This window comes from Methylobacterium organophilum (assembly GCF_022179465.1).
Taxonomy (GTDB): Bacteria; Pseudomonadota; Alphaproteobacteria; order Rhizobiales; family Beijerinckiaceae; genus Methylobacterium; species Methylobacterium organophilum.
Genome location: NZ_BPQV01000008.1, coordinates 90,820 through 116,109 on the forward strand (window position 1 = coordinate 90,820; position 25,290 = coordinate 116,109).

The following is a 25,290-nucleotide window of genomic DNA, read 5'->3' on the forward strand; positions in this document are numbered from 1 at the left end:
CTCGCCCCGCTTGCGGGGAGAGGGGGGCCGAGTTCGGTTCGATCGACTCGCCCAGACCCGCGTCAGCCCCGCATCGCGGCAAGAGCGGATGACGAGGACCCGGCCGGCCTCACCCCGGCTTCGCGCCCCGGCGCAGCAGGAACACGCCCTGCGCGCCCATCAGGTTCCAGAACCACCAGGGCATCGAGAAGCGCATCGGCCGGCCGCGGGTGTCGAGGGCCGTCGCCTTCTCGATGCGGGCGCCGAGGAGGCGGCACAGGCCGACGAAGTCGCGGATCGTGCAGAAATGGATGTTCTGGGTCTCGTACCAGGCCTCGGGCATGAAATCCGTGACCGGCATGCGCCCGCGCAGGGCGATCTCCGAGCGCACCCGCCAATGCCCGAAATTCGGGAAGGAGATGATGACCTGCCGGCCGATCCGCAGAAGGTGCTCCAGCACGATGCGGGGATTGCGGGTCGCCTGGATGGTCTGGGACAGGACCACCACATCGAAGGCATCGTCGGGATAGTTGGCGAGGTCGGTGTCCGCATCCCCCTGGATCACCGAGAGGCCGCGGGCGAGGCAGGCATTCACCCCCTCCCGCGACAGCTCGATGCCGCGCCCGTCGACCCCGCGGCGGTCGCGCAGGAGGGCGAGCAGCGAGCCGTCGCCGCAGCCGATATCGAGCACCCGGGCGCCGGCGGGCACGAGGCCGAGCACCACGATGTGGTCGACGCGGGCGCCGGCCTCGCCCGCCCTGGGCAGGCCCTCGGCCGCCTCCCAGGGCGCGCCGGAGGCCGCATCGGTGAGGATGTCGCTCATGCCGCTGATGCCGCTCCTCGCGCTCCCTTCGCCCGCGCTCACAGGCCCCGCGCCCGCGCCGCGGCCTCGATGAAGCCCCGGGCGGCGGAGAACATCGCCGGCTCGTCGAGCAGGAAGGCGTCGTGGCCCTTGTCGCTCTCGATCTCGACGAAGGCGACCGGCGCGGCGACCGCGTTGAGCGCGTGCACGATCGCCCGGGAATCGGCAGAGGGGAACAGCCAGTCGGAGGTGAAGGACATCACGCAGAACCGGGTGCTCTTCGAGCCGCGGAAGGCGTTGGCGAGCACGCCGCCATGGTCCTCGGCGAGGTCGAAATAGTCCATCGCCCGGGTCAGGTAGAGATAGGCGTTGGCGTCGAAGCGCTCCACGAAGGTGAGGCCCTGGTGGCGCAGGTAGCTCTCGATCTGGAAGTCGGCGTCGAAGGAGAAGGTCGGGGCCGAGCGGTCCTGGAAGCGGCGGCCGAACTTGCGGTGCAGGGCCGGCTCCGACAGGTAGGTGATGTGGGCGCCCATGCGCGCGACGCCGAGCCCCTTGGCCGGCCGCGTGCCCGCCTCCAGGTAGCGCCCGCCCGCCCAGGCGGGATCGGCCATGATCGCCTGCCGGCCGACCTCGTGGAAGGCGATGTTCTGGGCCGAGTGGCGCGCGCCCGTCGCGATCGGCATGGCGGCGAAGACCCGCTCGGGGAAGAGCGAGGCCCATTGCAGCACCTGCATCCCGCCCATGGAGCCGCCGATGCACAGGAACAGGTCGGGGATGCCGAGCCGGTCGAGCAGCATCGCCTGGGCCCGGACCATGTCGCGGATGGTCACGACGGGGAAGTCGAGGCCGTAGGCGCAGCCGGTGACCGGATTGACGGAGGCCGGCCCCGTCGAGCCCATGCAGGAGCCGATGACGTTGGAGCAGACGACGAAATAGCGGTCGGTGTCGATCGGCTTGCCCGGGCCGACCAGGGTCTCCCACCAGCCGCCCTTGCCGGTGACCGGGTGGCGATGGGCGAAATGCTGGTCGCCGGTGAGCGCGTGGCAGATCAGCACCGCGTTGGAGCGGTCCGCGTTGAGGGTGCCAGCGGTCTGGTAGGCGACCTGGAACGGGGCGAGCGTCAGGCCGGAATCCATGGCGAGCGGCTCGTCGCGCGAGAACAGCGCGACCGGGCTCGTCGGCTCCAGGGCCTGCGAGGTCTCGGAGCCGCCGCGGGGCCGGCCGGCCTCGGGCGAGATCCCGGCATCGGGAGCGAGGGTGTTGTCCATCGTGCGTCCGGGGGCCGCCCTTTCGCGAACCAGGCCGCCGCGTCCGGCCGCGTGGCGCGCACCGAAGCGGAACGATACGGGCACCCGGTCGCCTCGGCTTGCGGCGGGGCGAGCCCTTGCAGGTAATCGCTCCCCCAGCGAGCGTCAACGAAACTCGATGCCGCCCCGGGTGGGCGCTGGCCCCGGGCGGATACGGCGCCCGCGAGGGGGCGACGCTTTTCCCGAAGGCGGCGGCTCCCCGCGGGGCCGAAATGCTGTAGACGATCCCGTTTCCGAGCAAGACCGCCATCGACCGATCATGTCCGCCGCCTCCCGCCCCGTCCCCCGCCCCGGCGTCCTCACCATCGAGGCCTACGTGCCCGGCAAGAGCGCCGCGCCCGGCCACGCCAAGGTCTACAAGCTCTCCTCCAACGAGACGCCCCTCGGGCCGAGCCCGAAGGCGGTCGAGGCCTATGCGGCGGCGGCGGGCCAGCTCGCCCTCTACCCGGACGGGACCGCCGCGCCTCTGCGCGCGGCGATCGGGGCGCGCTACGGCATCGACCCGGCCCGCATCGTCTGCGGCGCCGGCTCGGACGAATTGCTGACGCTCCTGTCCCTCGCCTATGTCGGCCCGGGCGACGAGGGCATCTTCAGCGAGCACGGCTTCCTGGTCTACCGCATCGCCATCCTGACGGCGGGGGGCACCCCCGTGGTCGTGCCGGAGCGCGACCTCACCGCGGATGTCGACGCGATCCTCGCCGCCGTCACGCCGCGCACGAAGATCGTCTACCTCGCCAACCCCAACAATCCGACGGGCACCTACCTGCCCTTCGACGAAATCCGCCGCCTGCAGGCCGGGCTGCCGCCCCAGGTCCTCCTCGTCCTCGACGGGGCCTACGCGGAATACGTGCGGGCCAACGACTACACCGCCGGGCTGGAACTGGCGCTGGAGGCGGGCAACGTCGTGATGACGCGCACCTTCTCGAAGATCCACGGCCTCGCCGCCCAGCGCATCGGCTGGATGGTCGGCCCGGCGGAGGTGGTGGATGCGCTCAACCGCATCCGCGGCCCGTTCAACCTGTCCTCCGGGGGCATCGCCGCGGGCGCGGCGGCGATCGCCGACGAGGCGCATGTCGCCGCCGCCGTGGCCCATAACGACGAATGGCTCGCCTGGCTCACCCGGGAGGTCGAGGGGCTCGGCCTCGCCGTCACGCCGAGCGTCGGCAACTTCCTGCTCGTCCACTTCCCCGAGACGCCCGGCCGCACCGCCTCCGAGGCCGACGCGCATCTCACCAGCCAAGGCGTGATCGTGCGGCGGGTCGCCTCCTACGGCCTGCCCAACGCCCTGCGCGTCACGGTGGGCAGCGCGGAGGCGAACCGGGCCTTCGTGACAGCGCTGACCGGCTTCCTGCGGGGCTGAGGCGGTGGGGATCGTCGTCGAACGGCTCGCCGTCGTCGGGCTCGGCCTGATCGGCTCCTCGATCGCCCGGGGCGCGCGCACCTTCGGGCTCGCGCGGCAGATCGTGGCGATCGACCGCGACCCGGCCGTGGTCGAGCGGGTTCGCGCCCTCGGCCTCGCCGATCACGCCACCGGGGATCTGGCCGAGGGCGTGGCCGAGGCCGATCTCGTCGTCCTCTGCGTGCCGGTCGGCGCCATCGGCAGCGTCGCCGCCGCACTCGCGCCGCACCTGAAGCCAGGCGCCGTGCTCTCGGATGTGGGCTCGGTGAAGGCCGCCGTGGTCGCCGCGGCGGCCCCGCACCTGAAGCCGGACAATCCCTTCGTGCCGGCCCATCCGGTGGCGGGCACGGAGCATTCGGGGCCGGATGCGGGCTTCGCGACCCTGTTCGCCAACCGCTGGTGCATCCTGACGCCGCCGGAGGGCACGGAGGCGGCGGCGATCGACCGGGTCCAGGCCTTCTGGCAGGGGCTCGGCGCCATCACCGAGACCATGAGCCCGGAGCACCACGACCTCGTGCTCGCCATCACGAGCCACGTGCCGCACCTGATCGCCTACAACATCGTCGGCACCGCCGCCGATCTCGAGGCGGTCACCCGCTCCGAGGTGATCAAGTTCTCCGCCGGCGGCTTCCGCGACTTCACCCGGATCGCGGCCTCCGACCCGACCATGTGGCGGGACATCTTCCTCGCCAACAAGGAGGCGGTGCTGGAGATGCTCGGGCGCTTCAACGAGGACCTCGCGGCGCTTGCCCGTGCCATCCGCTGGGGTGACGGCGACGCCCTGCACGCCCTGTTCACCCGCACCCGCGAGATCCGACGCGGCATCGTCGCCATGGGCCAGGAGACGGCGGAGCCGGATTTCGGGCGGCGCAAAAGTTGACACCGGCGGCTGTCAAAGTCGCCAGCCGATTTGCCCAACGCGCCACGGCTGCCCAAGCCGTCCAGGATCGATCACACAAAAGCGATCAAAGATCACCTGCGCGGCAGGTGCGACGCATGGACTTACTTTGTGCAATAGTATACCAATACGATTAACGTAGATTCTTCACATGTGTTTACCCGCGCTTCCGTTCATGGAATCAGCGGCCGATCCGGAAGGGGCGCGGGGGCGCGCCGCCATGCTCGGCAGGCGGGGGAGCCGGACGACCTAACGGAAGGCCCGCGCGTGCGTCTCTCGCTCTACACGGATTTCGCATTGCGGCTGCTGATGTATCTCGCCGGGCAGCCGCCGGAAGCTTGGGCGACCACGCCGGAAGTGGCGCGCGTCTTCGGCATCTCCGCCCATCATCTGCAGAAATCGGCACAGGGTCTCGTGCGCGCCGGGTTCGTCCAGGCGCGCCAGGGCCGCTCCGGTGGCCTGCGCCTGGCCAAGCCCGTCGGCGAGATCCGCCTGGGCGCGGTCGTGGCGGAACTGGAGGGCAGCGGCTGCCTGATCGATTGCGAGCGCGGGCCCTGTCCGCTGGCGGGCCATTGCGCCCTGAAGCACGCGATCGACAACGCCGAGCGCAGCTTCCTGCGCGAACTCGACCGCTTCACCCTGGCGGACGTCACCGCGGGGCGCACCGGGGACGCGGTCCGCAGCTTGTCCAGCCGGACGTCGGGGCCGCTGGCCGCGGAGATGCCGCCCCCGATGCCCGCCGTTCAGTAAAGCGGCGGCAGCACCACGTTCGGCACCGCGAAGGGGCCGAGGAACAGCCGCCCATCCGCGAGCTTCACCGGCGGCAGCGGCGCCAGGGCCGGGTCGCCCTTGGCGGAGGCGCCGTTGCCCTCCGGCCCGGCTCCCGCCTCGCCCTGCCCGCGCTGCAGGCCGCCGAGGAAGCGGCCGACGAGATTGCCGATCAGGGCGCCCTTCTCCGCGCCGAGGCGCTGGCCCATGATCTGGCCGACCAGCGCATCGAGCCCCGCCGCGCGCACGTCGAACCGGCCGGCCGGGCGATGCGCCTCGTCCAGGCCGACCGCGCCGTTGGCCTGCAGGCGGCGGTCGCCCTTCTCCAGGGAGCCGAGGGCGAGGTCGAGGCGCCCGCCGGCCTGCCGCCAGATCTCCAGCTCGTGGGCGATCGTCCCGGTGCCGAGGCGGGTGGCCTGCTCCAGGGTCGCGTCGAGGGCGACGCTGGCCGGCTCCGCATTGCCGACCACCGCGTCGAGCTGCGGGAAGCGGCCGTTCGCGAGGCGCAGGCTGATATCGACGGCGCCCTCGCTCTCGAAGCGGCCGGGCGTCGGGCGGGCATGCAGCTCCAGATGCCGGGCGGCGAAATCGACCGGCCCCGGGGCGCCCCCGCGCACGCTGCCCTTCGGCTGATCGACGACGAGGGAGGCGCGCACGAAGCCGCTGGTGGAGCCGTGGAAGCTGCCTTCGAGGGACGTCCAGGTCACGTCGCCGACGAGGTCGCCCTGCTCCGCATGGAACGGGCCGGCGACCTCGATCAGCCCGTGCATCGGCTGGTAGACCTGCACGACCGCGGTGAGGGGGCCGACGCGGAACCCGCCATCGGACCGGGCGAGCGTCACGGCGCTGCAGCGCAGTTCCAGGCGGAAGGGATAACCGGTGACGGAGCGGTCGGCGCAGGTCCAGTTCCGGCCCCCGGCGGCCTCGCGGGCGAGCCAGGCGTCGATCTCCTGCACGGCACGGCCGCGCATCCAGAACCAGAGCCCGGACCAGGCGACGGCGAGGATGACGAGGAGGATGAAGGGAAGGAACAGGCCGAGGCGCGAGCGGGGCTTTCCGGCCCCGGGACCCTGCGAAGTCTGCGCCATCCGATCGTCCCCGCTTCCCTCAAGGCCGCCGTGTTTGACGACCGCGGGGCGGCAAGGCAAGGGCGACGGTGCGGCGACCGCACGAAGCGCGACCGCAGGTCGCGAGCGCCGCGGGCAGGGGGCGGAGTCTTGTCAGGCGTTCCCGGCCGGCTCCCGCCGCAGGTCGGCGACGATGGCGCGGCGCTCGTCGTCGGTCTCCGCGAGGCGGTGGACATGCATCTCCGTGGCGCCGCTCTGGCGCGCCCGGGCGAGCCAGTTGCGCACCAGATGCTCCCGGGGGCTCACGCCCATGGAGGCCACGGAGACCGGCTCCGCCACGCCGGCATCGTCCCGGCGGACGGCGATCATCACGGCCTCGCCCATCTCCAGGAGATCGGGCTCGACGAGCTCGTGGATGCCCACGACGTAGCGGCGTCCGGAGCGGCCGCGCCACGCGCTCAGCGCCAGGGCGGGGGTCCCGCGCAGCCCGGCGGTGCTTCTCAAACGTTCCTCGCGCACGTCCATGCTCCGAGATCGGCCGCCTCTCAGGTCGCGCATCGCGCCCGTCCAGGACAGGGTCCGTTTGTTCCCCATATGTTCTACGCTAAACTTGGCTACAGGATACGTCAAGGCGACCTGCCTCGACCTTCCCGGAGATGGGGAGTCCGGAGGTTATCCACAACCGTTCCGCGCTCCGGGCGGCCCGTCGAAGTGTCGCAGCACACGGCGCAATTCGGCGCGCCGCACGGTAGGACGGGCCGCGCCGACGAAGTCGCCGCGTCAGCCCCGGTCGAGGGGCGGATCGGGGGCCTGGTCGGCCGGTTTCCCGTCGAAGCCTTCCATCCAGGCCCGCCGTTCCGGCGAATCGGCAGGATAGGGGCAGGCATCCTTCCGGCGGCCCTGCGCCCGGGCGCGGGCGCCCTCCGCGATCGCGTCCCGGGGCGGCGGGCGGGGTGTCGAGTCGCTCATGCCCGGGATCTAACGCGGCCCCCGCGCGCGGCCAGCGAGCCTCAGCGCCGCGCCTCGGCGCTGCCCGGCGGCCCGCGCCACCCGGTCTCGACGTCGAAGGACGCGCTCTGCGTCGCGGCCGCGTCGGAGCCGACGAAGACCTCGTAGCCGCCCTCCTCGACGACGAGGGTGCCGTCCGCCTCGTGGTAGCCGAGATCCCGTGCCGCCACGCGGAAGGTCGCGGTCCCCGTCTCGCCGGGGGCGAGGTCGAGGGCGACGAGCCCCTTCAGCAGGCGCGAGGGCCGGCTGCGGGCGGCGACGGGCTGGTGCAGGTAGAGCTGCGCCACGGCGCGGCCGGCCCGGGCGCCGGTGTTCGTCACCGGCACCTTCACCTCCAGGACCGGATCGAACCGGGCACCGACGCCGACATGCGGCGTCTCGATCTCCGGCTTGCCATAGGCGAACCGCGTGTAGGTGAGGCCATAGCCGAAGGGGAAGAGCGGCAGCGGCGACTCGTCGGCATAGCCCATGGTCCAGCGGGTGCCGGGCACGTGCGGGCGCCCGCCCGGGCGGCCGTCATAGGTGAGCGGCAATTGGCCGACGGTGCGCGGCCAGCTGACCGGAAGGCGCCCCACCGGCGCGGCATCGCCGAACAGCACGTCGGCGAGCGCAGGCCCGCCCTCGATCCCGGGGATCCAGGCCATCATCACGGCGCGGGCGCGGTCGAGGGCCTCGCGCAGCTCCACCGGGCGCCCGCCGGTGACGATCAGGGCGACGGGCTTGCCGGTGGCCGCGACCCGGGCGAGCAACTCCTGCTGCCGTCCCTCCATGGTCAGGTAGGCCCGGGAGGACCCTTCGCCGGAGCGGTCGCGCCCCTCCCCCATCACCGCGATCACCAGATCGGCCTGCCCCGCCGCCGCGACGGCCTCGGCGAAGCCCGCATCGCTCGCGCAGGCGCGGTCGCAGCCCGGGGCGACGTCGAGGGTGATTCCGGCCGCGGCAGCCCGCGCCTCGAGGGCGGCGCGGTAGGTCACCGCATCCTCGGGCTTGCCGGCGCCCTCGTGCGGGCCGACCTGGTCCCAGGCGGAATCCGCGAAGGGGCCGACGAGGGCGATGCGCCGCACCCGCTTCGGATCAATCGGGAGCAGGTCGCCCTCGTTCTTGAGCAGGACGAAACTCGACCGGGCCATCTCGCGGGCGAGCGCCCGGGTCTCGGGCCGGAGCAGTTTGGCATCGGCGCTGGCGGGGTCGACCACCGGCTTGTCGAACAGGCCGAGGCCGAATTTCAACTTCAGCACCCGCCGCACGGCCTCGTCGACCTGCGCCTCGGCGATCCGGCCGGCGCGCACCTCCTCGGGCAGGTGGCGCACGAACAGGCCGCTCGTCATGTCCATGTCGACGCCGGCGAGGAAGGCCTTGCGGGTCGCCTCCGCGCCGTCGCGGGCAACGCCGTGGGCGATCAGCCCGCTCACCGCCTGCCAGTCGGCCACGACGAGGCCCTTGAAGCCGAATTCGCGGCGCAGGACCTGGGTGAGTAGCGTGGCATCCGCCGTGGCCGGCAGCCCGTTCAGGCTGGTGAGCGCGGTCATCACCGAATCCGCGCCCGCGCGGATGCCGGCCCGGAAGGGCGGAAAATGGGTGTCGTAGAGCTCGGTCGGGGCGATCCAGGTGGCGTCGTAGTCGCGCCCGCCGAGCACGGCGCTGTAGCCCGCGAAATGCTTGAGCGTGCTGGCGAGCCCGCCATCGCGAAACCCCTCGACCTGCGCCTCGGTGAAGCGGCTCGTCAGCCAGGTGTCCTCGCCCGTGCCCTCCGCGACCCGGCCCCAGCGCAGGTCGCGCCCCACGTCGGCCATGGGGGAGAAGGTCCAGTTCACGCCGATGGCGGCGGCCTCGCGGGCCTCCGCCGCGGCGGCGCGGCGCATCAGGCCGGGATCGAAGCTCGCGGCCATGCCGATCGGCAGGGGGAAGATCGTCCGGTAGCCGTGGACGATGTCGAGCCCGACCAGCAGGGGGATGCCGAGGCGGGAAGCCCGGGCCTTGGCATCGATGCCCGCCACGAGCTGCGGATTGTTGAAGTTGATGACCGCGCCGACCTCGCCGCGGGCCGCGCTCTCGGGATCGAAGCCGGGCTCCAGGGAGATCAGGTTGAGCTGGCCCGCCTTCTCCTCCAAGGTCATCTTGGCGAGAAGCGCATCGATCCGCGCCTCGACCGTCTCGGCGCGGGCCGCGCCGCAGACGAGGACAAGGGCGGCGGCGATGCGCGCGCCGGCCCGGAAAGCACCCCCGCCCATGGTCTCGTCGTCTCCCCTCGCCGGGCCCTTCGGGGCATCGCGGCCTGATCTGTCACGCGCCGAAGCTTCGGGCACGGCGCCTGAACGCGCCATGACGGAGCGAAGGCGGCTTTTCCGCGGCAGCGCGCCTCGTCCGGTCGTCAGGCCGCGAGCCGCTCCCCCAGCGGGCAGGCGGCGACGACCCGGTCGCGGCCCGCCCGCTTGGCGCTGTAGAGCGCGTCGTCGGCGGCGCGCAGCATCGCCTCGAAGGCGGCCTGCTCCCCGGCCCGCGCGGTGGCGAGCCCGATGCTGGTCTGGATCCGGAGGTCGCGATAGGCCGGCACGTCGATGGCGGCGAGCACGGCACGGAACCGGTCCGCGAGCCGCATCGCCGGCTCGGTCGCCATGTCCGGCACCACGCAGGCGAATTCCTCGCCGCCCATGCGCCCGAAGGCGGCACCGGCCGGCAGCAGTGCCTGGATCGCGTGGCAGAAGCCGGCGAGCACGCCGTCGCCGACCGCATGGCCGTAGGTGTCGTTGATCGCCTTGAAGTGGTCGAGGTCGAACAGCAGCAGCACGCAGGGCCGGTCGCGCGCGGCGAGGAGCTTCTCCGCCCGGACCACGAAGGCGCGGCGGTTCGGCACGCCGGTGAGGGGATCGGTCTCGGCGGCGAGGCGCTGCTCGTGCTCCGCCCGTTCCTTGGTGAGCGCCATGAACACGAAGGCGATCGCCACCGTGAACAGCGTCCCACCGAAGCAGACGACCGCGAACCAGGGGGATTCCATCGCATTCGTGTCGGCGGGCATCGTCGGCCCCAGGGCGATCGGGATGCGCAGCCAATAGAGGGCGGCGTAGGCGGCCAGGATCGTCATGGCCGGCCAGCGCGAGACCAGCGCCTCACTGCGGCCCCGCCACAGGGTGTAGGCGCCGAGCGCGCAGAACGCCCCGGCGAAGACGGAGATGAAGATCACCCGCGCCGACAGCGAGGCCATGAAGTCCGGCCAGAGGCAGGCGAGGCTCCAGAGGCAGCCCACCGCCGCCGCGACGCCGTAGCGGGGCGGCCGGTGCTGGAAGGCGCGCACGCCGCACCAGATCAGCCCGTAGGCGCCGAGCATGAGGGCGTTGCCGAGGCCGATCGAGAGCGCGTCGGAGATCACGTTGCGCAGGGAGAGAAGCGCCGCGCCGGCCGCGCCCAGGAGATGCGCCACGCCCCAGATCGCCAGGGCGCGGGTGTGGCGGGCCTGGCTCCAGGACAGCAGGAACAGCACGCCCACCACGGCGGTGACGGCGACCGTCATCAGGAGCAGGGTCGGCGTGTCGAGACGCATCGGCATCCGGAGCGGGAAGACGCACAGCTTGGTTGCGTCGCTGACGTGTTAGCGCGAAGCCGAAAACAGATCGTTTAAGCGGCCGTGCCGGCCGCGCCGATGATTATAGACGGATCGGCGCGACCCAATTATCGACTCGGACTAGGGCTGGTCCGTGAAGATTTTACCCCGAATAACCGAATATTCGTGATTAAAATCATCGGATCGAATACGGGATTTTATCGCGGCGCATGACGATCCGGCGGCATGCCGCGTCGCGAGCAAGTGGACGCAGCCCTCAATCGTCCATCTTGAGTGCGGCGATGAAGGCTTCCTGCGGGATCTCAACCTTGCCGAACTGGCGCATGCGCTTCTTGCCCTCCTTCTGCTTGTCGAGGAGCTTGCGCTTGCGGGAGATGTCGCCGCCGTAACACTTGGCGGTGACATCCTTCGACAGGGCCCGGATGGTCTCGCGGGCGATGATCTTGCCGCCGATGGCCGCCTGGACCGGGATCTGGAACAGGTGGCGCGGGATCAGGTCCTTCAGCTTCTCGCACATGGCCCGCCCGCGGCTCTCGGCGCGGGTACGGTGGACGAGCATGGAGAGGGCGTCGACCGGCTCGGCATTGACGAGGATCGACATCTTCACGAGGTCGCCCTCGCGGTAATCGGAGACGTGGTAGTCGAAGGACGCGTAGCCCTTCGAGATCGACTTCAGGCGGTCGTAGAAATCGAACACCACCTCGTTGAGCGGCAGGTCGTAGACGACCATGGCGCGCTTGCCGACGTAGTTGAGGTCGATCTGGATGCCGCGGCGGTCCTGACAGAGCTTCAGCACGCCGCCGAGATAATCGTCGGGGGTGAGGATCGTGGCGCGGATCCAGGGCTCCTCGATCGTCTCGATCTTCATCGGGTCCGGCATGTCGGCCGGGTTGTGCAACTCCTTCACCTCGCCGTCGCGCATGTTGAGGCGGTAGACGACGGAGGGCGCCGTCGAGATCAGGTCGAGGTTGAACTCGCGCTCCAGGCGCTCCTGGATGATCTCGAGGTGCAGGAGCCCGAGGAAGCCGCAGCGGAAGCCGAAGCCCAGCGCCGCGGAGGTCTCCATCTCGTAGGAGAAGCTGGCGTCGTTGAGCCGCAGCTTGCCCATGGCGCCGCGCAGATTCTCGAAATCGGCGGCATCGACCGGGAACAGGCCGCAGAACACCACCGCCTGCACGTCCTTGAAGCCCGGCAGCATCGCGGCCGTCTGGCGCTTGTCCTCGGTGATGGTGTCGCCGACGCGGGTATCGGCGACCTCCTTGATCGAGGCGGTGAGGAAGCCGACCTCGCCCGGCCCGAGCTCGCCGATATCGGCCATCTTCGGGCGGAACACGCCGATCTTGTCGACGCCGTAGACCGCGTCCGCGCCCATCATGCGGATGGTCATGCCCTTCTTGAGCACGCCGTCGACGATGCGCACGAGCACGACGACGCCGAGATAGACGTCGTACCAGCTGTCGACGAGCAGCGCCTTCAGCGGCGCGTCCCGGTCGCCCTTGGGCGCCGGCAGCCGGGTGACGATGGCCTCCAGCACCTGGTCGATGTTCAGGCCCGTCTTGGCCGAGATCGGCACGGCCTCGGAGGCGTCGAGCCCGATCACCTCCTCGATCTGCTCCTTGACCCGGTCCGGCTCGGCGGCCGGCAGGTCGACCTTGTTGAGGACGGGCACGATCTCGTGGTTGGCGTCGAGCGCCTGGTAGACGTTGGCGAGCGTCTGCGCCTCCACGCCCTGGGAGGCGTCCACCACCAGCAGCGAGCCCTCGCAGGCGGCCAGCGAACGCGAGACCTCGTAGGCGAAGTCGACGTGGCCGGGCGTGTCCATCAGGTTGAGGATGTAGTCCTTGCCGTCCTGCGCCTTGTATTCGAGGCGGACGGTGTTGGCCTTGATGGTGATGCCGCGCTCGCGCTCGATATCCATGGAATCGAGCATCTGCTCGCTCATGTCGCGCAAGGCCACGGTGCCGGTCGCCTGGATCAGGCGGTCGGCGAGCGTCGACTTCCCGTGGTCGATATGCGCGACGATCGAGAAGTTGCGGATGTTGTCGATGGACGAGGTGGTCATCGGGGTCTCCGGCGCTGACACGGCGGCCCGTCCCAGGGGCTGGCGCGGCGCACGGCAGGTCTGAAGGGAACGGTCGGGGGCGGGAGATAGCAGCGGCGGGCAGGCGCGCCAAGGCGCCCCTGCCCCGAGGGACCCACAATCAGGGCGTTCAGAGCAATACGACGTTCGCCGCGATCTCGGGGGAAGCGGTGGTCGTGAGCTCGTCGAGCACCCGGCAGGCGAGGCCGTGGGCGACCCGGCAGGCGGAAAGGGCGGCGGCCGCCGAGGCCTCGTCGCCGGCCTGGGCGAGCTGGTCATGGGCCTCGGCCAGGTCGAGGAAGCCGAGCTGGCGGGCCCCCACGGCGATGGCGGGCGAGCGGGCGCGCAGCATCACCTCGTCGCCCTGGACGAGATCGAGCAGGGTGACGAAGCCGCCGACGAAGCCGCGCACCTCGCCCGGGTCGAACTGGGTGCAGAGCCGGTCGTAGACGGTGCGGTCGAACACGGCGGGGGGCGCGGGCGCGTCGCTCGCCGCATCGACCAGCATCAGCGAGGACAGGCTGGCATAGACCGCGGCGCAGAGGGTGTGCCGGTCGAAGGGCTTGGCGACATGGGCGTCCATGCCCGCCTCGCGCAGGGCGCGCACCTGATCGGGCATGACATTGGCCGTCATGGCGATGATCGGGATCCGCCGGGCCGGATGCTGAAGGGCCCGGATGCGGCGGGTCGCGGTCATGCCGTCCATGCCCGGCATCTGCACATCCATCAGGACGAGATCGTAGTTGCGCTGCTGGACCGCAGCGAGGGCGTCGACCCCGTCGGACACCACGTCGACGGCGAAGCCGGCCCGCTCCAGGATGGCGCGCACGATCTCCTGATTGACGAGATGATCCTCGGCGACGAGCAGCCGCGCCGATCCGGGCCTGCCGGGCGTCGCGGCCTCGACCGGCACGGGATCCGGCGCCTGGGCCACCACCGGCAGGCCGAGGCTGAAGGCGTAGCGGGAGGCGCCCTTGGCCGCCTCGAGCTGGCCGCCCATCAGGGCGACGAGGCGGCGGGCGATGGTGACGCCGAGCCCGCCATGATCCTTCGAGACGACCTGGCCGCCGTCGCCGGTCAGGACGAAGGCGAGGCGGCTCTCCCCCCCGGGGCCGGGCCGATGCTGCACCGAGAGGGTGACGAGGCCGCCCCGGCGCGCCCGCACCATCGCGGTCAGAAGGCTCCGGAGGATCTGGTTCAGGCGGCGCTCGTCCCCCATCACGAGGGGCGGCAGGCGGTCCGCGCCGTTGAGGCCGAGGCTGACGCCCTTGCGCGCCGCCATGCCGCGCACCTGGGCGACGACGTGATCGAGCATGCGGGCCAGGGCGAAGGGCATCGGGTCGAGCTGGATGTCGCCGGCCTCGACCCGGGCGAAATCGAGGATGTCGTCCACGGCCGCCTGCATCGCGGCGGCGGCCTCGGCGACGAAGCCGACATAGCGGCGCTGCTCGGAGGACAGGGGCTCGGATTCCGCCAGAAGCTCGCCGATGCCGGAGATCGTGGCCAGGGGCGTCCGGATCTCCTGGCTCACCACGGCCAGGAAATCCGTCTTCGCGCGGCTCGCATTCTCGGCCTTGGCCTGGGCGAGTTCGGCGGTGTCCCGCGCGATGCGCAGGGCCTCGGCCTGCTCCTGCCGCTCCGTGACGTCGCGCAGGACCGAGACGATGTTCGGCGGCGCGCCGTCCGTGGTGGCGACGAGGCTGCTGGCGCATTCCACCCAGATCCAGCGGCCGTCCTTCCGCTTGGCGCGGAACAGCGTGGTCACGCAGGGCCGCGCCGGCGAGAGCGTCAGGTCGCCGCCCCGGATCTCGGCGAGATCGTCGGGATGGATCACCTCCTCGAGCGGCATCGTGCGGGCGTAATCCGGATGGAAGCCGAAGACGCGCTCGCAGGAGGGCGAGACGTAGCCGATCTCCAAGGCGCCCTGCTGCCGCAGGACGATGACGTCGGCCAGGTTCTCCGCGAGCACCTCGTAGCGGAGCCGGCTCGCCTCCACCTCCCGGGTCCGCTCGGCGACGCGCTCCTCCAGGGTCGCGTGCGCGGCGGCGATCGCCCGGCGTTGCTCCTCGAGAAGCTGCGAGGCATCGACCAGGGCGCGCCCGACCGCGTTCGATTCCGAAAGGTAGAGGGGCGGAAGCTCGACCTTCTCGCCGCGTCCGATCGCCCGGGCCGCCGCCACCAGGGCCTCCGCGCCCGCCGTAATCCGGCGCGCCCAGCGCCACGCGATCCCGCCGCCGATCCCGCACAGGACGAAACCGAGCCCCAGGAAGAGAAACATCGAATCGCTGAGGGGCTTCTCGAGGGCCGCACGGTCGACGCCGGTGAGGATCGTCCAGCCCGACAGGTCGGACTTCACCTGATAGCCCACGACGCCGTCGCCGAAGGGAGAGAGGGAGGCGACCGGCTCGCGGGCGACATCCTCCGCCGCGAGCTTCGTCTGCTCGATCCAGGCCTCGGCGATCCGCGCACCGGGCGTCATCGCGATGACGTGCCCCTCGCCGTCGAGGATAGCCGCCGAGAACGGCTCGGCGATGCCCTGGCGGTCGAGGAGATGCTCGAGATGCTCGAGCCGCCGGGTGACGGAGAGGTAGCTCCGAACCACCCCGTCCCGCACGACAGGCACGTTGACGCCGATGATCCGCCGGCCGGACAGCGCGCTGATCAGCAGCCCGGACACCACGGGCTTTCCGTCAGGTCGAAGGCTCGCCTCGAGCTTGGGCCGCGCCACGACGGGCATGGGCTCGCCGGGAGGGACGCGCGTGTTGACGAGCTGGCGGCCGCCCAGCTCCGTCAGGGTGATCGTGTCGGCACCGCTCTCGATCAGCGTCAGGAAGCGGGCATGGAGCTCGGCGAAGTCGCGCCGATCGATCGCCGGAGAATGGGCGAGCGCCCGGGCGACGCCCGCCAGTTCCGCGAGATCGCGCTCGATCGCCTCCCTGAGGCGCTCGCCGGCCATGTGCACGACCGTGCCGAGCCGCGCGCGCTCGCTCTCGACATACCAGCGCGTCGCGACCGCGGTCATCAGCACGAGCGGCAGGACGAGCGCCAGGGCGAATTTCGCGAAGGATGCGACGAGGGACCTGCCCCGCTTCACACCTGCCATGATCCCGAAACCCGCCGCCCCTGACCCCTGGAAGACACGCCGTTCTAATCCGGCAGAGGTTTCCAATGGGTAGCGGGCGGCCCTGCGGGCGGCGGACTATCCACCCCGCGCCGCTGCGGCCATCGCCACCAGGATACGGCGCAGACCACCCATATCCGAGACGGGCTCGGGATAGGTCACGCGCGCACTCCGCTCGCCCGAGACGAGGTCGAGCCCCTCCGGGTCGAGCCCGGTCAGCGTCCAGGCCGCGCCCGCCTCCCCCTGCCCCGCCGCGTAGAGGGCGAGGGCATCGGCGTGGTCCGCGTTCATGTGGGCGACGGCGCCGCGCTCGCCCGCGACGAGCCCTTCCGCGCCGGTGAGATCCAGGAGGAGTTCCTCCGGCTTCAGGGTCGCCGCCTTGGCGAAGCCGCCGTTGAGATGGCCGGCGGACGGCCTCAGGGCGAAGAAGCCGAAATCGGGGAAGTCCGCGTAGAGGGCGGCCTTGGGATGGCGGGCAAGGAAGCGCTCCCGGGCCCGCGGCTCGGCGACGGGCTCGGCCCGGCCCGTCACCGTCAGGCGCGGATGGGCCAGGGGATCGCCCTTGCCGCCGGCGGAGAAGAGCAGCGAGGCGCGCGGATCCTTCAACAGGTTTCGCGTATGCGCCGAGAGCCGGGAGAGCAGCAGCAGCGGCGTGCCGTCGACATCGGTCGCGATGGTCACGAGCGAGGCGAAGGGCGTGCCGTCCGCAGCATCGAGGGTGGCGAGGGCGCCGGAGCGCACGCTGCGCAGCAGCCTGCGGGCGAGGCCGACCGCGTCGAAGGGTGCCTGCGCTGCGGGAAACGGCTCCGCCGGCCCCCTCGCCGGCGGCCCGGCGGGGACCTCCGCGGCCGTCGCCGGCCCCGCCGCATCGGCGTTCTCGTCCTGCATGGTCGTGCTCTCCCGGGTTCTCTCGGGACAGCATAGCGCGCGGGCCGGGCCGGGGCACCGATGGCCTTCGCCGCAGCCTGCCGAGGCCGTCGCGAGGCGCCCGCGTTCCGTGGTCGTTACGGCCAAGCTCTGCCGCCCGCTCGCTTTTTTCCCACGATGGTCGTAAAGGACGGAGCTTTCGTCACGCGGCGGAGCCCGATCCAAGGGGCTTGCGGTCGCGTGCACGCCAGCCCAAGCATGGGGCCGGCCGGAGGGCGGACGATCGCGACAAGATCCGCCGCCGGGCCGCCGAGCCAGGGAACGCGCATGCCGACCATCGCCCTCGTCGACGACGATCGCAATATCCTCACCTCCGTCTCGATCGCCCTGGAAACGGAAGGGTACCGGATCCAGACCTATACCGACGGTGCCTCGGCGCTCGACGGGCTTCGGCAATCCCCGCCGGATCTCGCGATCTTCGACATCAAGATGCCGCGCATGGACGGGATGGAGCTTCTCCGACGCCTGCGGCAGAAATCGGACCTTCCCGTGATCTTCCTCACCTCGAAGGACGAGGAGATCGACGAGTTGTTCGGCCTGAAGATGGGCGCGGACGACTTCATCCATAAGCCGTTCTCGCAGCGCCTCCTCGTCGAGCGCGTGAAGGCGGTGCTGCGCCGCTTCGCGCCCAAGGACACCGCCAACCCGGCCGCCCGCGAGGCGGATGCCGCCCGCTCCCTGGAGCGCGGCGCCCTGATGATGGACCCGGAGCGGCACACCTGCACCTGGAAGGGCGAGCCGGTGACGCTGACCGTGACCGAGTTCCTGATCCTGCAGGCCCTCGCCCAGCGCCCCGGCGTCGTGAAGAGCCGCAACGCCCTCATGGACGCGGCCTATGACGATCAGGTCTATGTCGACGACCGCACCATCGACAGCCACATCAAGCGGCTGCGCAAGAAGTTCAAGGTGACCGACCAGAGCTTCGACATGATCGAGACGCTCTACGGCGTCGGCTACCGCTTCAAGGAAACCTGATTTCCAGAACCGGCGTTTCCGACCCCGGATTCCACCGGCGGCCGGTGTGCCGCGAGAGACCGACGGAGCGATGCTCGCCCCTTTCTTCCATTCCGATCCCGACAGGAACCGGTCCGGGCTGCGCAAGCTTCTGCGCGGCGTCGCGTTTCCTCTCTCCGCCCCTCCCCTGTCCTGGCTCGGCGACCTGTGGAACGCCATCGGCGCCCGCGCCTCGTCGAGCCTCACCCGCCGCATCGTCGTCCTCAACCTCGTCGGGCTGATCGTCCTGCTCGTCGGGTTCCTGTACCTGAACCAGTTCCGCCAGGGGCTGATCCAGGCCCGGGTGCAGAGCCTGCTGATCCAGGGCGAGATCATCGCAGGCGCCATCGCCGCCCAGGCCTCCGTCGACACGGACGCGATCCGCATCGACCCCGACCGGCTGCTGCAGCTCCAGGCGGGCGAGCCCAAGGACAGCGCGGAGGACGACGCCGCCTCCCTCGACTTCTCCCTGAACCCGGAGAAGGCGGCGCCCCTGCTGCGCCGCCTGGTGACGCCGACCGGCAACCGCGCCCGGATCTACGACCGGGAGGGCGGCCTCCTGTTCGACACCCGCACCCTCTCCGCGCGGGGGGAGAGCGCCCGCTCGGATTCCGCCCTGACGCCCCGGCGGCAGAAGCCGAACTTCCTGGAGAAGACCTTCGACTTCGTGCAGGGCCGCATCTTCGGCCTGATCCCCGGGGACCGCTCGTCCCAGAGCGAGGAGATCGGCCCGCAGAACGGGCGCACCCTGCGCGAGGTGCAGGCGGCTCTGTCCGGCTCCCGGGGCACGATCGTGCGCCGCAACGAGCTCGGCGAGACCATCGTCTCGGTGGCCGTGCCGATCCAGCGCGCCGGCGCGGTGCGGGGCGCCCTGATGGTCTCGACCCCCGGCGGCGACATCGACCGGGTGATCGCCTCCGAGCGCTTCGGCCTGCTCCAGGTCTTCCTGATCGCCGCCGCGGTGATGCTGGTGCTCTCCTTCCTGCTCGCCGGCGCCATCGCCGGGCCGGTGCGGCGGCTGGCGGATGCCGCCGAGCGGGTGCGCCAGGGCATCAAGTCCCGCCAGGAGATCCCGGACTTCACCAACCGCACCGACGAGATCGGCCATCTCTCCGGAGCCCTGCGCGACATGACGCAGGCCCTCTACCGGCGCATCGACGCCATCGAGAGCTTCGCGGCGGACGTCTCCCACGAACTCAAGAACCCACTGACCTCCCTGCGCAGCGCCGTCGAGACCCTGCCGCTCGCCAAGAGCGACGAATCCCGCGGCCGGCTGATGGAGATCATCCAGCACGACGTGAAGCGCCTCGACCGGCTGATCAGCGACATCGCCGACGCCTCGCGCCTCGACGCCGAGCTCGCCCGGGCGGAGGCGCGGCGGGTCGACATGAAGCGCCTGCTCACCACCGTCGTCTCCGTGGCCAACGAGCGGCGGCGGGCGAACACGGCCCTGATCCAGCTCGACATCGACAAGCCGCCCGCGGATATCGAGGACCCGTTCCGCATCATCGGCCACGACAGCCGGCTCGGGCAGGTCGTGAACAACCTCCTCGACAATGCCCGCTCCTTCTCGCCCCCCGGGGCCAAGGTGCGCGTCGCCCTGGTCCGCCTGCGCGGCACGATCGAGTTCATCGTGGAGGATGAGGGGCCGGGCATCCCCGAACACGCCCTGGAGCGGATCTTCGAGCGCTTCTACACCGACCGGCCGCAGCAGGGCTTCGGCCAGAATTCCGGCCTCGGCCTCTCGATCTCCCGGCAGATCGTGCAGGCCCATCGCGGCACCATCCGCGCCGAGAACCGGCCCGGTCCGGCCGACGAGGAGGGCAAGCCGACCGTGCGCGGCGCCCGCTTCATCGTGCGCCTGCCCCCTGCCCCGCGGGCCGACCGCTACGCCGCCGACGAGGCGGCCTGAGGCTGCCCCATGCTGCGCGAGCCCGATGCCGACGCGACGACGATCCACGGGAATTGCGTGCTCCTGGGCGAGGCCGGGATCCTGATCCGCGGCGAGTCGGGGGCGGGCAAGTCGGCGCTCTGCCTCGCCCTGATCGACGAGGCGGAGCGCGACCGCCTCCATGCCCGGCTCGTGGCCGACGACCGCGTGCGGCTCACCCGCCGCCACGGGCGCCTGATCGCCCGGCCGCATCCGGCGCTGGCCGGCCGGATCGAGCTGCGCGGCCTCGGCATCCGCACCCTGCCGACCCATGCGGAGGCGGCCGTGCTGCGCCTCGTGGTGGATCTCGTCCCGCATCGGCCGCGGATGCCGGAGACGGCGGAGGAGAAAACGGAGATCCTCGGCCTGCGGCTTCCCGTCCTCACGCTTGAACCGCGCCAGCCGGGCCCATACCTCATCCGTGAGGTGCTGCGGTCGATGAGCGTTGCCCGGCAGTCGCACCCCGGATCCGTTCTCGCGCGCAACGCCGCCGACCCATAGCGCCCCCAGAGCCGGCGTGGCATGGTGGGGTTGTTGCGACTAGTAAAAAGTCGCAATGGGTTGCGCTTGACCTTGCGCTGCACAAAATGGCGGCTCCGCTCACAGGGCGTCGGAACGCGCTTCGATGATTGGAATGGTGCTCGTCACCCACGGCCAGCTCGCGACCGAATTCAAGGCCGCGTTGGAACACGTGGTCGGCCGTCAGGACCAGATCGAGACGGTCACGATCGGGCCGGACGATGATATGGAGTCGCGCCGTCGCGACATCATCTCCGCCGTCGGCCGCGTGAACTCCGGGAACGGGGTCGTGGTGCTGACCGACATGTTCGGCGGCACGCCCTCCAACCTCGCCCTGTCCTGCATGAATGGCGGCATGGTCGAGGTCGTGGCCGGCATCAACCTGCCGATGCTGATCAAGCTCGCCAGCGTGCGCGACGAGGAAACCCTGAGCGAGGCCGTGCTGCACGCCCAGGAAGCTGGCCGGAAGTACATCAACGTCGCGTCGCGGGTTCTCGCCGGCAAGTAGCCTGCGGGGAAGCGCAACCGCCTTCCCTTCACGCCCCGCCTCGCCTAACCAGCAATGACAGCGCGGATGACGAGAGGCTGCGCGCCCGATGCCGGGCAACGGCAGGGGACGTCTTGCAGGGAACGGCACGGAAGGCGATGAGCGAGAGCTTCGACAGCGACATCGAGCCGGAGCCCGAGGTTCCAGCGGGCGGCATCGCCAAGATCCTCCCCATCATCAACCGCCGCGGCCTTCACGCCCGCGCCTCGGCGAAGTTCGTCCAGACCGTCGAGCGCTTCGACGCCACGGTCACCGTGACCCGGGCGGGCGAGACCGTGGGCGGCCGCTCGATCATGGGCCTGCTGACCCTCGGCGCCGCCCAGGGCACCACCATCGCCGTGGTGGCCGTGGGCGAGGATGCCGCGGACGCCCTCGCCGCGATCGAGGCCCTGCTGGCCAACCGCTTCGGCGAGGACGAGTAGTCCCGCCCGCGGCCCCGCCGGGCCTCGGTCAGCCGCCGATCAGGCGCATGCGGGCGGGCCGTGCCCCGGCATCGGCCTCGGGGGAGCGGCGCAGATCGAGACCGATCGTCTCCGCGCGGGGCGGCGCGTCCTGCCGCCCGATCGTGCGCCAGGTGATGCGCGCGCCCGGCGCGCCGAGCCGAATCGCAGCCCGGACCACCCGGCCCTCCCGCTCGCCGAGTTCGACCTCCGCCTGGCCCCGCCGGGCGAACAGGCGCGTCACCACCCGCACCAGCGTGGAATCGGAGGGATCGGACAGGAGCGGCGTGTCGCTGGCCCTGGCATCGGCGAGCAGGAAGCGCTCGACGGCGTCGCGGATGGCCGGCCCCTCGGCCCGCTCGACCGTGGTCGGAATGGACGGCGGACGGAGATCCACGAAGCTGCTTTCCGGGATCCGCTTCGGCTGGGGGCGCTCGGCGAGGTCGAGCCGGGAATCGTCCCTCAGGGCGGCGACCAGGGCGCCACAGGCGCGCAGGCCCTCGAGGCGGAGCGTCGCCCGGGGACGGCTCGCCCGCAGGCGGGCGATCAGAGCTTCGAAGGCGGCGGCCGCCACCTCGGTCCTCACCGCCGGCTCGACCGGATGGGGCGCGAGCGGAGGCTGCCACAGGCGGATCATCGAGCCGCCCCAGAACGGATGCGGCAGGAGAAGGGGCACCACGCCGCAGAGCGCCTCCGCACCGTCTTCCGCCGACGCGAACAGAAGGGCGAAGGTGACCTCGTCCGGGCCGGCGGCCCGGCTCGCGGCGCTGTGCAGGTAGTCGGGGTCGGCGAAGGGATCGGCCGCCGGCAGGCCATCGAAGAAGGCGCGCCAGGCAACGAGATCGCCCTCGTCGAGCTCGCCCGGGCGGGCGAGCCGGACCCGCCAGTGCGCGGCGCGGAGGGCGACCGCGGCGGCGTTGGGACGCCGATCGGACAGGCCGCCCTGTATGATCGTGAAGCGCTTCGACATGTCGGCCCGTCCTGATCCGCTGCGCCGTCGTACCGTCCTGGGACAGTCCGAGGCTCCGGCCCGTGAGATGCCGTTAACGGTTCAAGACCGGTGCCGCCGCGCCGGGCGGAATCAGCCCCCCGGGATGGCCAGCGGGTTGTCGGTGAGGGCGGCACGGTCGGCGGTGTCGATGCGCGGGCGGCCGAGGAAGGCGTCCCAGAGCCGCGTGACGAAGGCGGCGTCGAGGTCGTGCACGATCAGGACGAGGCGCGAGCGCCGGTCCGGGTCGGGCCAGGTGTCGAGGGTGACGGGGCTGTGGACCACGTGCTGGACGCCGTGCACCACCACCGGCCGCTCCGGATCCTCGGCCAGGGCGACGAGCCCCTTCAGCCGCAGGATCTTCGGGCCGTGCGAGGCGCGCATCAGGTCGAGGAACATCTCCAGGGTTGCCCGGGGCACCGGCGCGTCGCTGACGAGATGGAAGGCCCGGATGCGCGCATCGTGGCGATTCACGTCATGGTGGTGATGGGCATGCCCGTGACCGTAATGATGCCCGTGGTGGTGGTGGCCGGGGTCGTCATGCCCCTCGATCTCCTCCTGCGCCGCGCCGAGCCAGGCCCGGACGTCGGCGGCCTTGCCGTCGACGCCGAAGAAGCCGCCGAGCAGGTTTTGCGCGGGCACGTCCGGCCCGTCGAGGCTGGCGGCCGGGTTGAGGCTTCGAAGCCGGCTCCGAAGCCCCGCCTCGTCGGCTTCGGGGAGATCCTTCTTGGTCACCACGAGATGGTCGGCGACCGCCGCCTGCCGCAGGGCCTCGGGATGCGCGTCGAGGGTCGCCATGCCGTTCACGGCATCCACGACGGTGACCACGCCCTGGAGGCGGAAGCGCAGGGCGAGATAAGGATGGTAGATCAGCGCGTGCAGGATCGGGGCGGGATCGGCGAGGCCGGTCGTCTCGATGACGACCCGGCGGAACGGCTTGATGCGGCCGTTGTCGCGCTTGCGCAGCAGGTCCTCGAGGGTCGCGATCAGGTCGCCGCGTACGGTGCAGCACAGGCAGCCGGCGCCGAGCAGGATCATGTCCTCGTCCACCGTCTCGATCAGGAGGTGGTCGAGGCCGATCTCGCCGAACTCGTTGACGATCACCACCGTGTCGGCCAGCGCCGGATCGGCGAGCAGCCGGTTCAGGAGGGTGGTCTTGCCGGCCCCGAGAAAGCCGGTGAGGATGGTGAGCGGGATCGACGCCGGGCGGCCGGCGGGGGTGTCAGTCATCGGGCTTCCTGCCGCTGCGGCGACGTCTTCGCCGGCGAGACGTTCAGGTAAGCCCGATGGGGGCGAACGCAAAGGCCGCCGGCGCAGCCGGCGACCGGCCTATTGCGCGGAGGCCTCGGTCTTCTTCTCGGCCTTCTTCTTGGGCTGCGGCTTCGTCGCGGCCTTCTCGGCGGCGGGCTTCTTGGACGCGCCCGGCTTGGCGGCATGGCCGTGGTCGACCGAGGCGTAGGCGCTGGTCGTCGCCGGCACGGCGGGCTTCTTCTCAGCGATCTTCCTGGCGACCTTGGGGTCCGTCACCGCCGCGGCCCGGACCTTGGCCGCCTTCTCGGCCTTGGCCTGCCGGGCGGCCTCGCGGGCCGCCTCGCGCTTCTGGCGCGCCGCCTCGACCTTGGCGGTGCGGGCGGCCTTGGCCTGCTCCTCCTCGGCGGCGAGCAGGGCGGCGCTCTCGGCCTGGCTGCGGCCGGTCCAGACCGCGATCGGCTGCAGGGGCGCCCGCGGCGGCAGGGAGCGGCCGCGCAGGGCCGCGCCGTTCAGGGTGGCGAAGGCGAGCGGCGTGCCGCTCGGCTGGGTGGCGCCGAGGAGCTGGTTCGCCGCCGGGTCGGTCCCGGCCGCGGCGATGGCGCCCTGGCCCTCGTCGATGGGCATCGGCTTGCGACGGTCGCAGATATAGGGCCGCATGTCCGGCGGCTCGGCGACGCTGGAGGCGGGCAGGCCCTCCAGCGTCGGCGCCGTCCAGCCCGCCTGCTGGCCGAAGCCGTAATCGAACAGGTCGGCGGCTTTGAGGTCGCGCTCGCGGGCGCTCGGCTGGCCCATCACCACGGTGATGATGCGCCGGCCGTTGCGGGTCGCGCTCGCCACCACGTTGAAGCCGCCCGAGCAGATGAAGCCGGTCTTCATCCCGTCGGCGCCGGCATAGCGCCCGAGCAGGCCGTTATGGTTGGCCATCACGGCCTTGCCGTACTGGATCGCCGAGATCGAGAAGAGGTCGCGGGATTCCGGGAAGTCGCGCATCAGGGCGCGGGCCAGGATCGCCATGTCGCGGGCGGAGGTCCATTGCCGCGGCTCGGGCAGGCCGTTCGGGTTGTACCAGCGGCTCTCGCGCATGCCGATGCGATGCGCCGTCTCGTTCATCATGTCGGCGAAGCCGTCGATGCTGCCGCCGAGATTCTCGCCGATCGCCCAGGCCACGTCGTTGGCCGACTTGACCATGATGATCTTCAGGGCGTTGTCGAGGGTCAGCTGGGTGCCCGGCTTGAAGCCCATCTTCGAGGGCGGCTCGGCCGCCGCGGCCGGGGAGATGGTGAGCAGGCTGTCGAGGGAGACCTTGCCCTGGCGCACGAGGTCGAGCGCCACGTAGGTGGTCATCAGCTTGGTGATCGAGGCCGGATACCAGGGATCGGTCGCGGCCTGGCTGTAGAGCACCTTGCCGGAATCGACCTCGACCACGAGGATCGGCGCCGTCACCGCCTGGGCGGAGCCGGCGAGCGCCGCCAGGGCGGCCATGCCGCCGATCAGCCGTCGAATCACGCGGTTCAGCATCGGGACCGTCTCGGTGGAGCAGGAAAGGCCAGCGGGCGGAGAAGGCGAACCCGCCGGAGGATCCCGATCATCAACGAATCCTCCGTGGCGAGAGCAAGGCGAATCCGCGCATCCCCCGGCAATCTTGGGCATATCCCCCCGGTTCCGGCCCGGACAAAGCCTTTTCCCGACAGAGTCCGGCGCCGCACC

Annotated in this window: 21 protein-coding genes; 8 read left to right on the forward strand and 13 right to left on the reverse strand. The window is 71.5% G+C overall.

From position 1 onward, the window contains the following. Positions 1-109: 109 nt before the first annotated feature. Together metW and metX are read right to left on the reverse strand one after the other, a co-directional pair. Positions 110-802 carry a methionine biosynthesis protein MetW gene (gene metW, locus MFF21_RS14420; RefSeq protein ID WP_238311820.1) on the reverse strand — a complete coding sequence of 231 codons (693 nt, stop codon included), beginning with the start codon at positions 800-802 and terminating at the stop codon, positions 110-112. 38 nt (positions 803-840) lie between these two features. Continuing rightward, entirely contained in the window at positions 841-2,049 is a 1,209-nt protein-coding gene (gene metX, locus MFF21_RS14425; RefSeq protein WP_283206535.1) for a homoserine O-acetyltransferase MetX, read from the reverse strand. A gap of 298 nt (positions 2,050-2,347) precedes the next feature. On the opposite strand from metX, the gene MFF21_RS14430 reads away from it, so the two are divergent. From MFF21_RS14430 to MFF21_RS14440, 3 genes are all read left to right on the forward strand, one after another. After that, on the forward strand, positions 2,348-3,448 hold the full coding sequence (locus MFF21_RS14430) for a pyridoxal phosphate-dependent aminotransferase (protein ID WP_238311821.1): 1,101 nt from the start codon (positions 2,348-2,350) through the stop codon (positions 3,446-3,448). A gap of 4 nt (positions 3,449-3,452) precedes the next feature. Beyond that, a complete protein-coding gene (locus tag MFF21_RS14435) occupies positions 3,453-4,367 on the forward strand; it encodes a prephenate/arogenate dehydrogenase family protein (protein ID WP_238311822.1) in 915 nt (304 codons plus the stop codon). Between the two features lie 285 nt (positions 4,368-4,652). Then, on the forward strand, positions 4,653-5,135 hold the full coding sequence (locus MFF21_RS14440; protein ID WP_238311823.1) for an RrF2 family transcriptional regulator: 483 nt from the start codon (positions 4,653-4,655) through the stop codon (positions 5,133-5,135). Here MFF21_RS14440 and MFF21_RS14445 read toward each other — a convergent pair. The 8 genes from MFF21_RS14445 to MFF21_RS14480 all read right to left on the reverse strand — a co-directional run bounded on the left by MFF21_RS14445 (position 5,129) and on the right by MFF21_RS14480 (position 16,876). Further along, a complete protein-coding gene (locus MFF21_RS14445) occupies positions 5,129-6,241 on the reverse strand; it encodes a DUF2125 domain-containing protein (RefSeq protein ID WP_238311824.1) in 1,113 nt (370 codons plus the stop codon). The two genes, MFF21_RS14440 and MFF21_RS14445, sit on opposite strands and share 7 nt — an antisense overlap. Positions 6,242-6,373: 132 nt before the next feature. Beyond that, the gene (locus MFF21_RS14450) at positions 6,374-6,745 is read right to left on the reverse strand and encodes a hypothetical protein (protein WP_308445684.1); all 372 of its coding nucleotides are present in this window, start codon (positions 6,743-6,745) and stop codon (positions 6,374-6,376) included. Positions 6,746-7,000: 255 nt separating this feature from the next. Continuing rightward, a complete protein-coding gene (locus MFF21_RS14455; RefSeq protein WP_238311826.1) occupies positions 7,001-7,189 on the reverse strand; it encodes a ribosome modulation factor in 189 nt (62 codons plus the stop codon). A gap of 41 nt (positions 7,190-7,230) precedes the next feature. Further along, a complete protein-coding gene (locus tag MFF21_RS14460) occupies positions 7,231-9,459 on the reverse strand; it encodes a glycoside hydrolase family 3 N-terminal domain-containing protein (protein WP_238311827.1) in 2,229 nt (742 codons plus the stop codon). A gap of 140 nt (positions 9,460-9,599) precedes the next feature. After that, entirely contained in the window at positions 9,600-10,766 is a 1,167-nt protein-coding gene (locus MFF21_RS14465) for a GGDEF domain-containing protein (protein WP_238311828.1), read from the reverse strand. Positions 10,767-11,043: 277 nt separating this feature from the next. After that, positions 11,044-12,849: a translation elongation factor 4 gene (gene lepA, locus MFF21_RS14470; protein WP_238311829.1), complete on the reverse strand. Its 1,806-nt coding sequence runs from the start codon at positions 12,847-12,849 to the stop codon at positions 11,044-11,046. Positions 12,850-12,997: 148 nt separating this feature from the next. Beyond that, positions 12,998-15,970 (reverse strand): response regulator, encoded by a 2,973-nt coding sequence (locus MFF21_RS14475; protein WP_238311830.1) that lies wholly within the window; start codon positions 15,968-15,970, stop codon positions 12,998-13,000. 96 nt (positions 15,971-16,066) lie between these two features. After that, positions 16,067-16,876, reverse strand: coding sequence for a HugZ family pyridoxamine 5'-phosphate oxidase (locus tag MFF21_RS14480; protein ID WP_238311831.1), 810 nt, complete (start codon positions 16,874-16,876; stop codon positions 16,067-16,069). 306 nt (positions 16,877-17,182) lie between these two features. On the opposite strand from MFF21_RS14480, the gene MFF21_RS14485 reads away from it, so the two are divergent. From MFF21_RS14485 to MFF21_RS14505, 5 genes are all read left to right on the forward strand, one after another. Beyond that, positions 17,183-17,890 (forward strand): response regulator transcription factor, encoded by a 708-nt coding sequence (locus tag MFF21_RS14485; RefSeq protein WP_238311832.1) that lies wholly within the window; start codon positions 17,183-17,185, stop codon positions 17,888-17,890. 70 nt (positions 17,891-17,960) lie between these two features. Further along, the gene (locus MFF21_RS14490) at positions 17,961-19,820 is read left to right on the forward strand and encodes a sensor histidine kinase (RefSeq protein WP_238311833.1); all 1,860 of its coding nucleotides are present in this window, start codon (positions 17,961-17,963) and stop codon (positions 19,818-19,820) included. A 9-nt stretch (positions 19,821-19,829) separates the two neighbouring features. Then, on the forward strand, positions 19,830-20,339 hold the full coding sequence (locus tag MFF21_RS14495; protein ID WP_238311834.1) for an HPr kinase/phosphorylase: 510 nt from the start codon (positions 19,830-19,832) through the stop codon (positions 20,337-20,339). Between the two features lie 124 nt (positions 20,340-20,463). Further along, positions 20,464-20,865 (forward strand): PTS sugar transporter subunit IIA, encoded by a 402-nt coding sequence (locus MFF21_RS14500; RefSeq protein ID WP_238311835.1) that lies wholly within the window; start codon positions 20,464-20,466, stop codon positions 20,863-20,865. A 137-nt stretch (positions 20,866-21,002) separates the two neighbouring features. After that, the gene (locus MFF21_RS14505) at positions 21,003-21,326 is read left to right on the forward strand and encodes an HPr family phosphocarrier protein (RefSeq protein WP_238311836.1); all 324 of its coding nucleotides are present in this window, start codon (positions 21,003-21,005) and stop codon (positions 21,324-21,326) included. A gap of 28 nt (positions 21,327-21,354) precedes the next feature. Here the strand turns inward: MFF21_RS14505 and MFF21_RS14510 are convergent, their stop codons facing one another. The 3 genes from MFF21_RS14510 to MFF21_RS14520 all read right to left on the reverse strand — a co-directional run bounded on the left by MFF21_RS14510 (position 21,355) and on the right by MFF21_RS14520 (position 25,101). After that, complete coding sequence (locus MFF21_RS14510) at positions 21,355-22,314, reverse strand: GNAT family N-acetyltransferase (RefSeq protein ID WP_238311837.1); 960 nt, start codon at positions 22,312-22,314, stop codon at positions 21,355-21,357. A 111-nt stretch (positions 22,315-22,425) separates the two neighbouring features. After that, positions 22,426-23,562 carry a CobW family GTP-binding protein gene (locus MFF21_RS14515; RefSeq protein WP_238311838.1) on the reverse strand — a complete coding sequence of 379 codons (1,137 nt, stop codon included), beginning with the start codon at positions 23,560-23,562 and terminating at the stop codon, positions 22,426-22,428. 99 nt (positions 23,563-23,661) lie between these two features. Then, positions 23,662-25,101, reverse strand: a complete 1,440-nt coding sequence (locus MFF21_RS14520; RefSeq protein WP_238311839.1) for a D-alanyl-D-alanine carboxypeptidase family protein — start codon at positions 25,099-25,101, stop codon at positions 23,662-23,664. Positions 25,102-25,290: the final 189 nt, after the last annotated feature.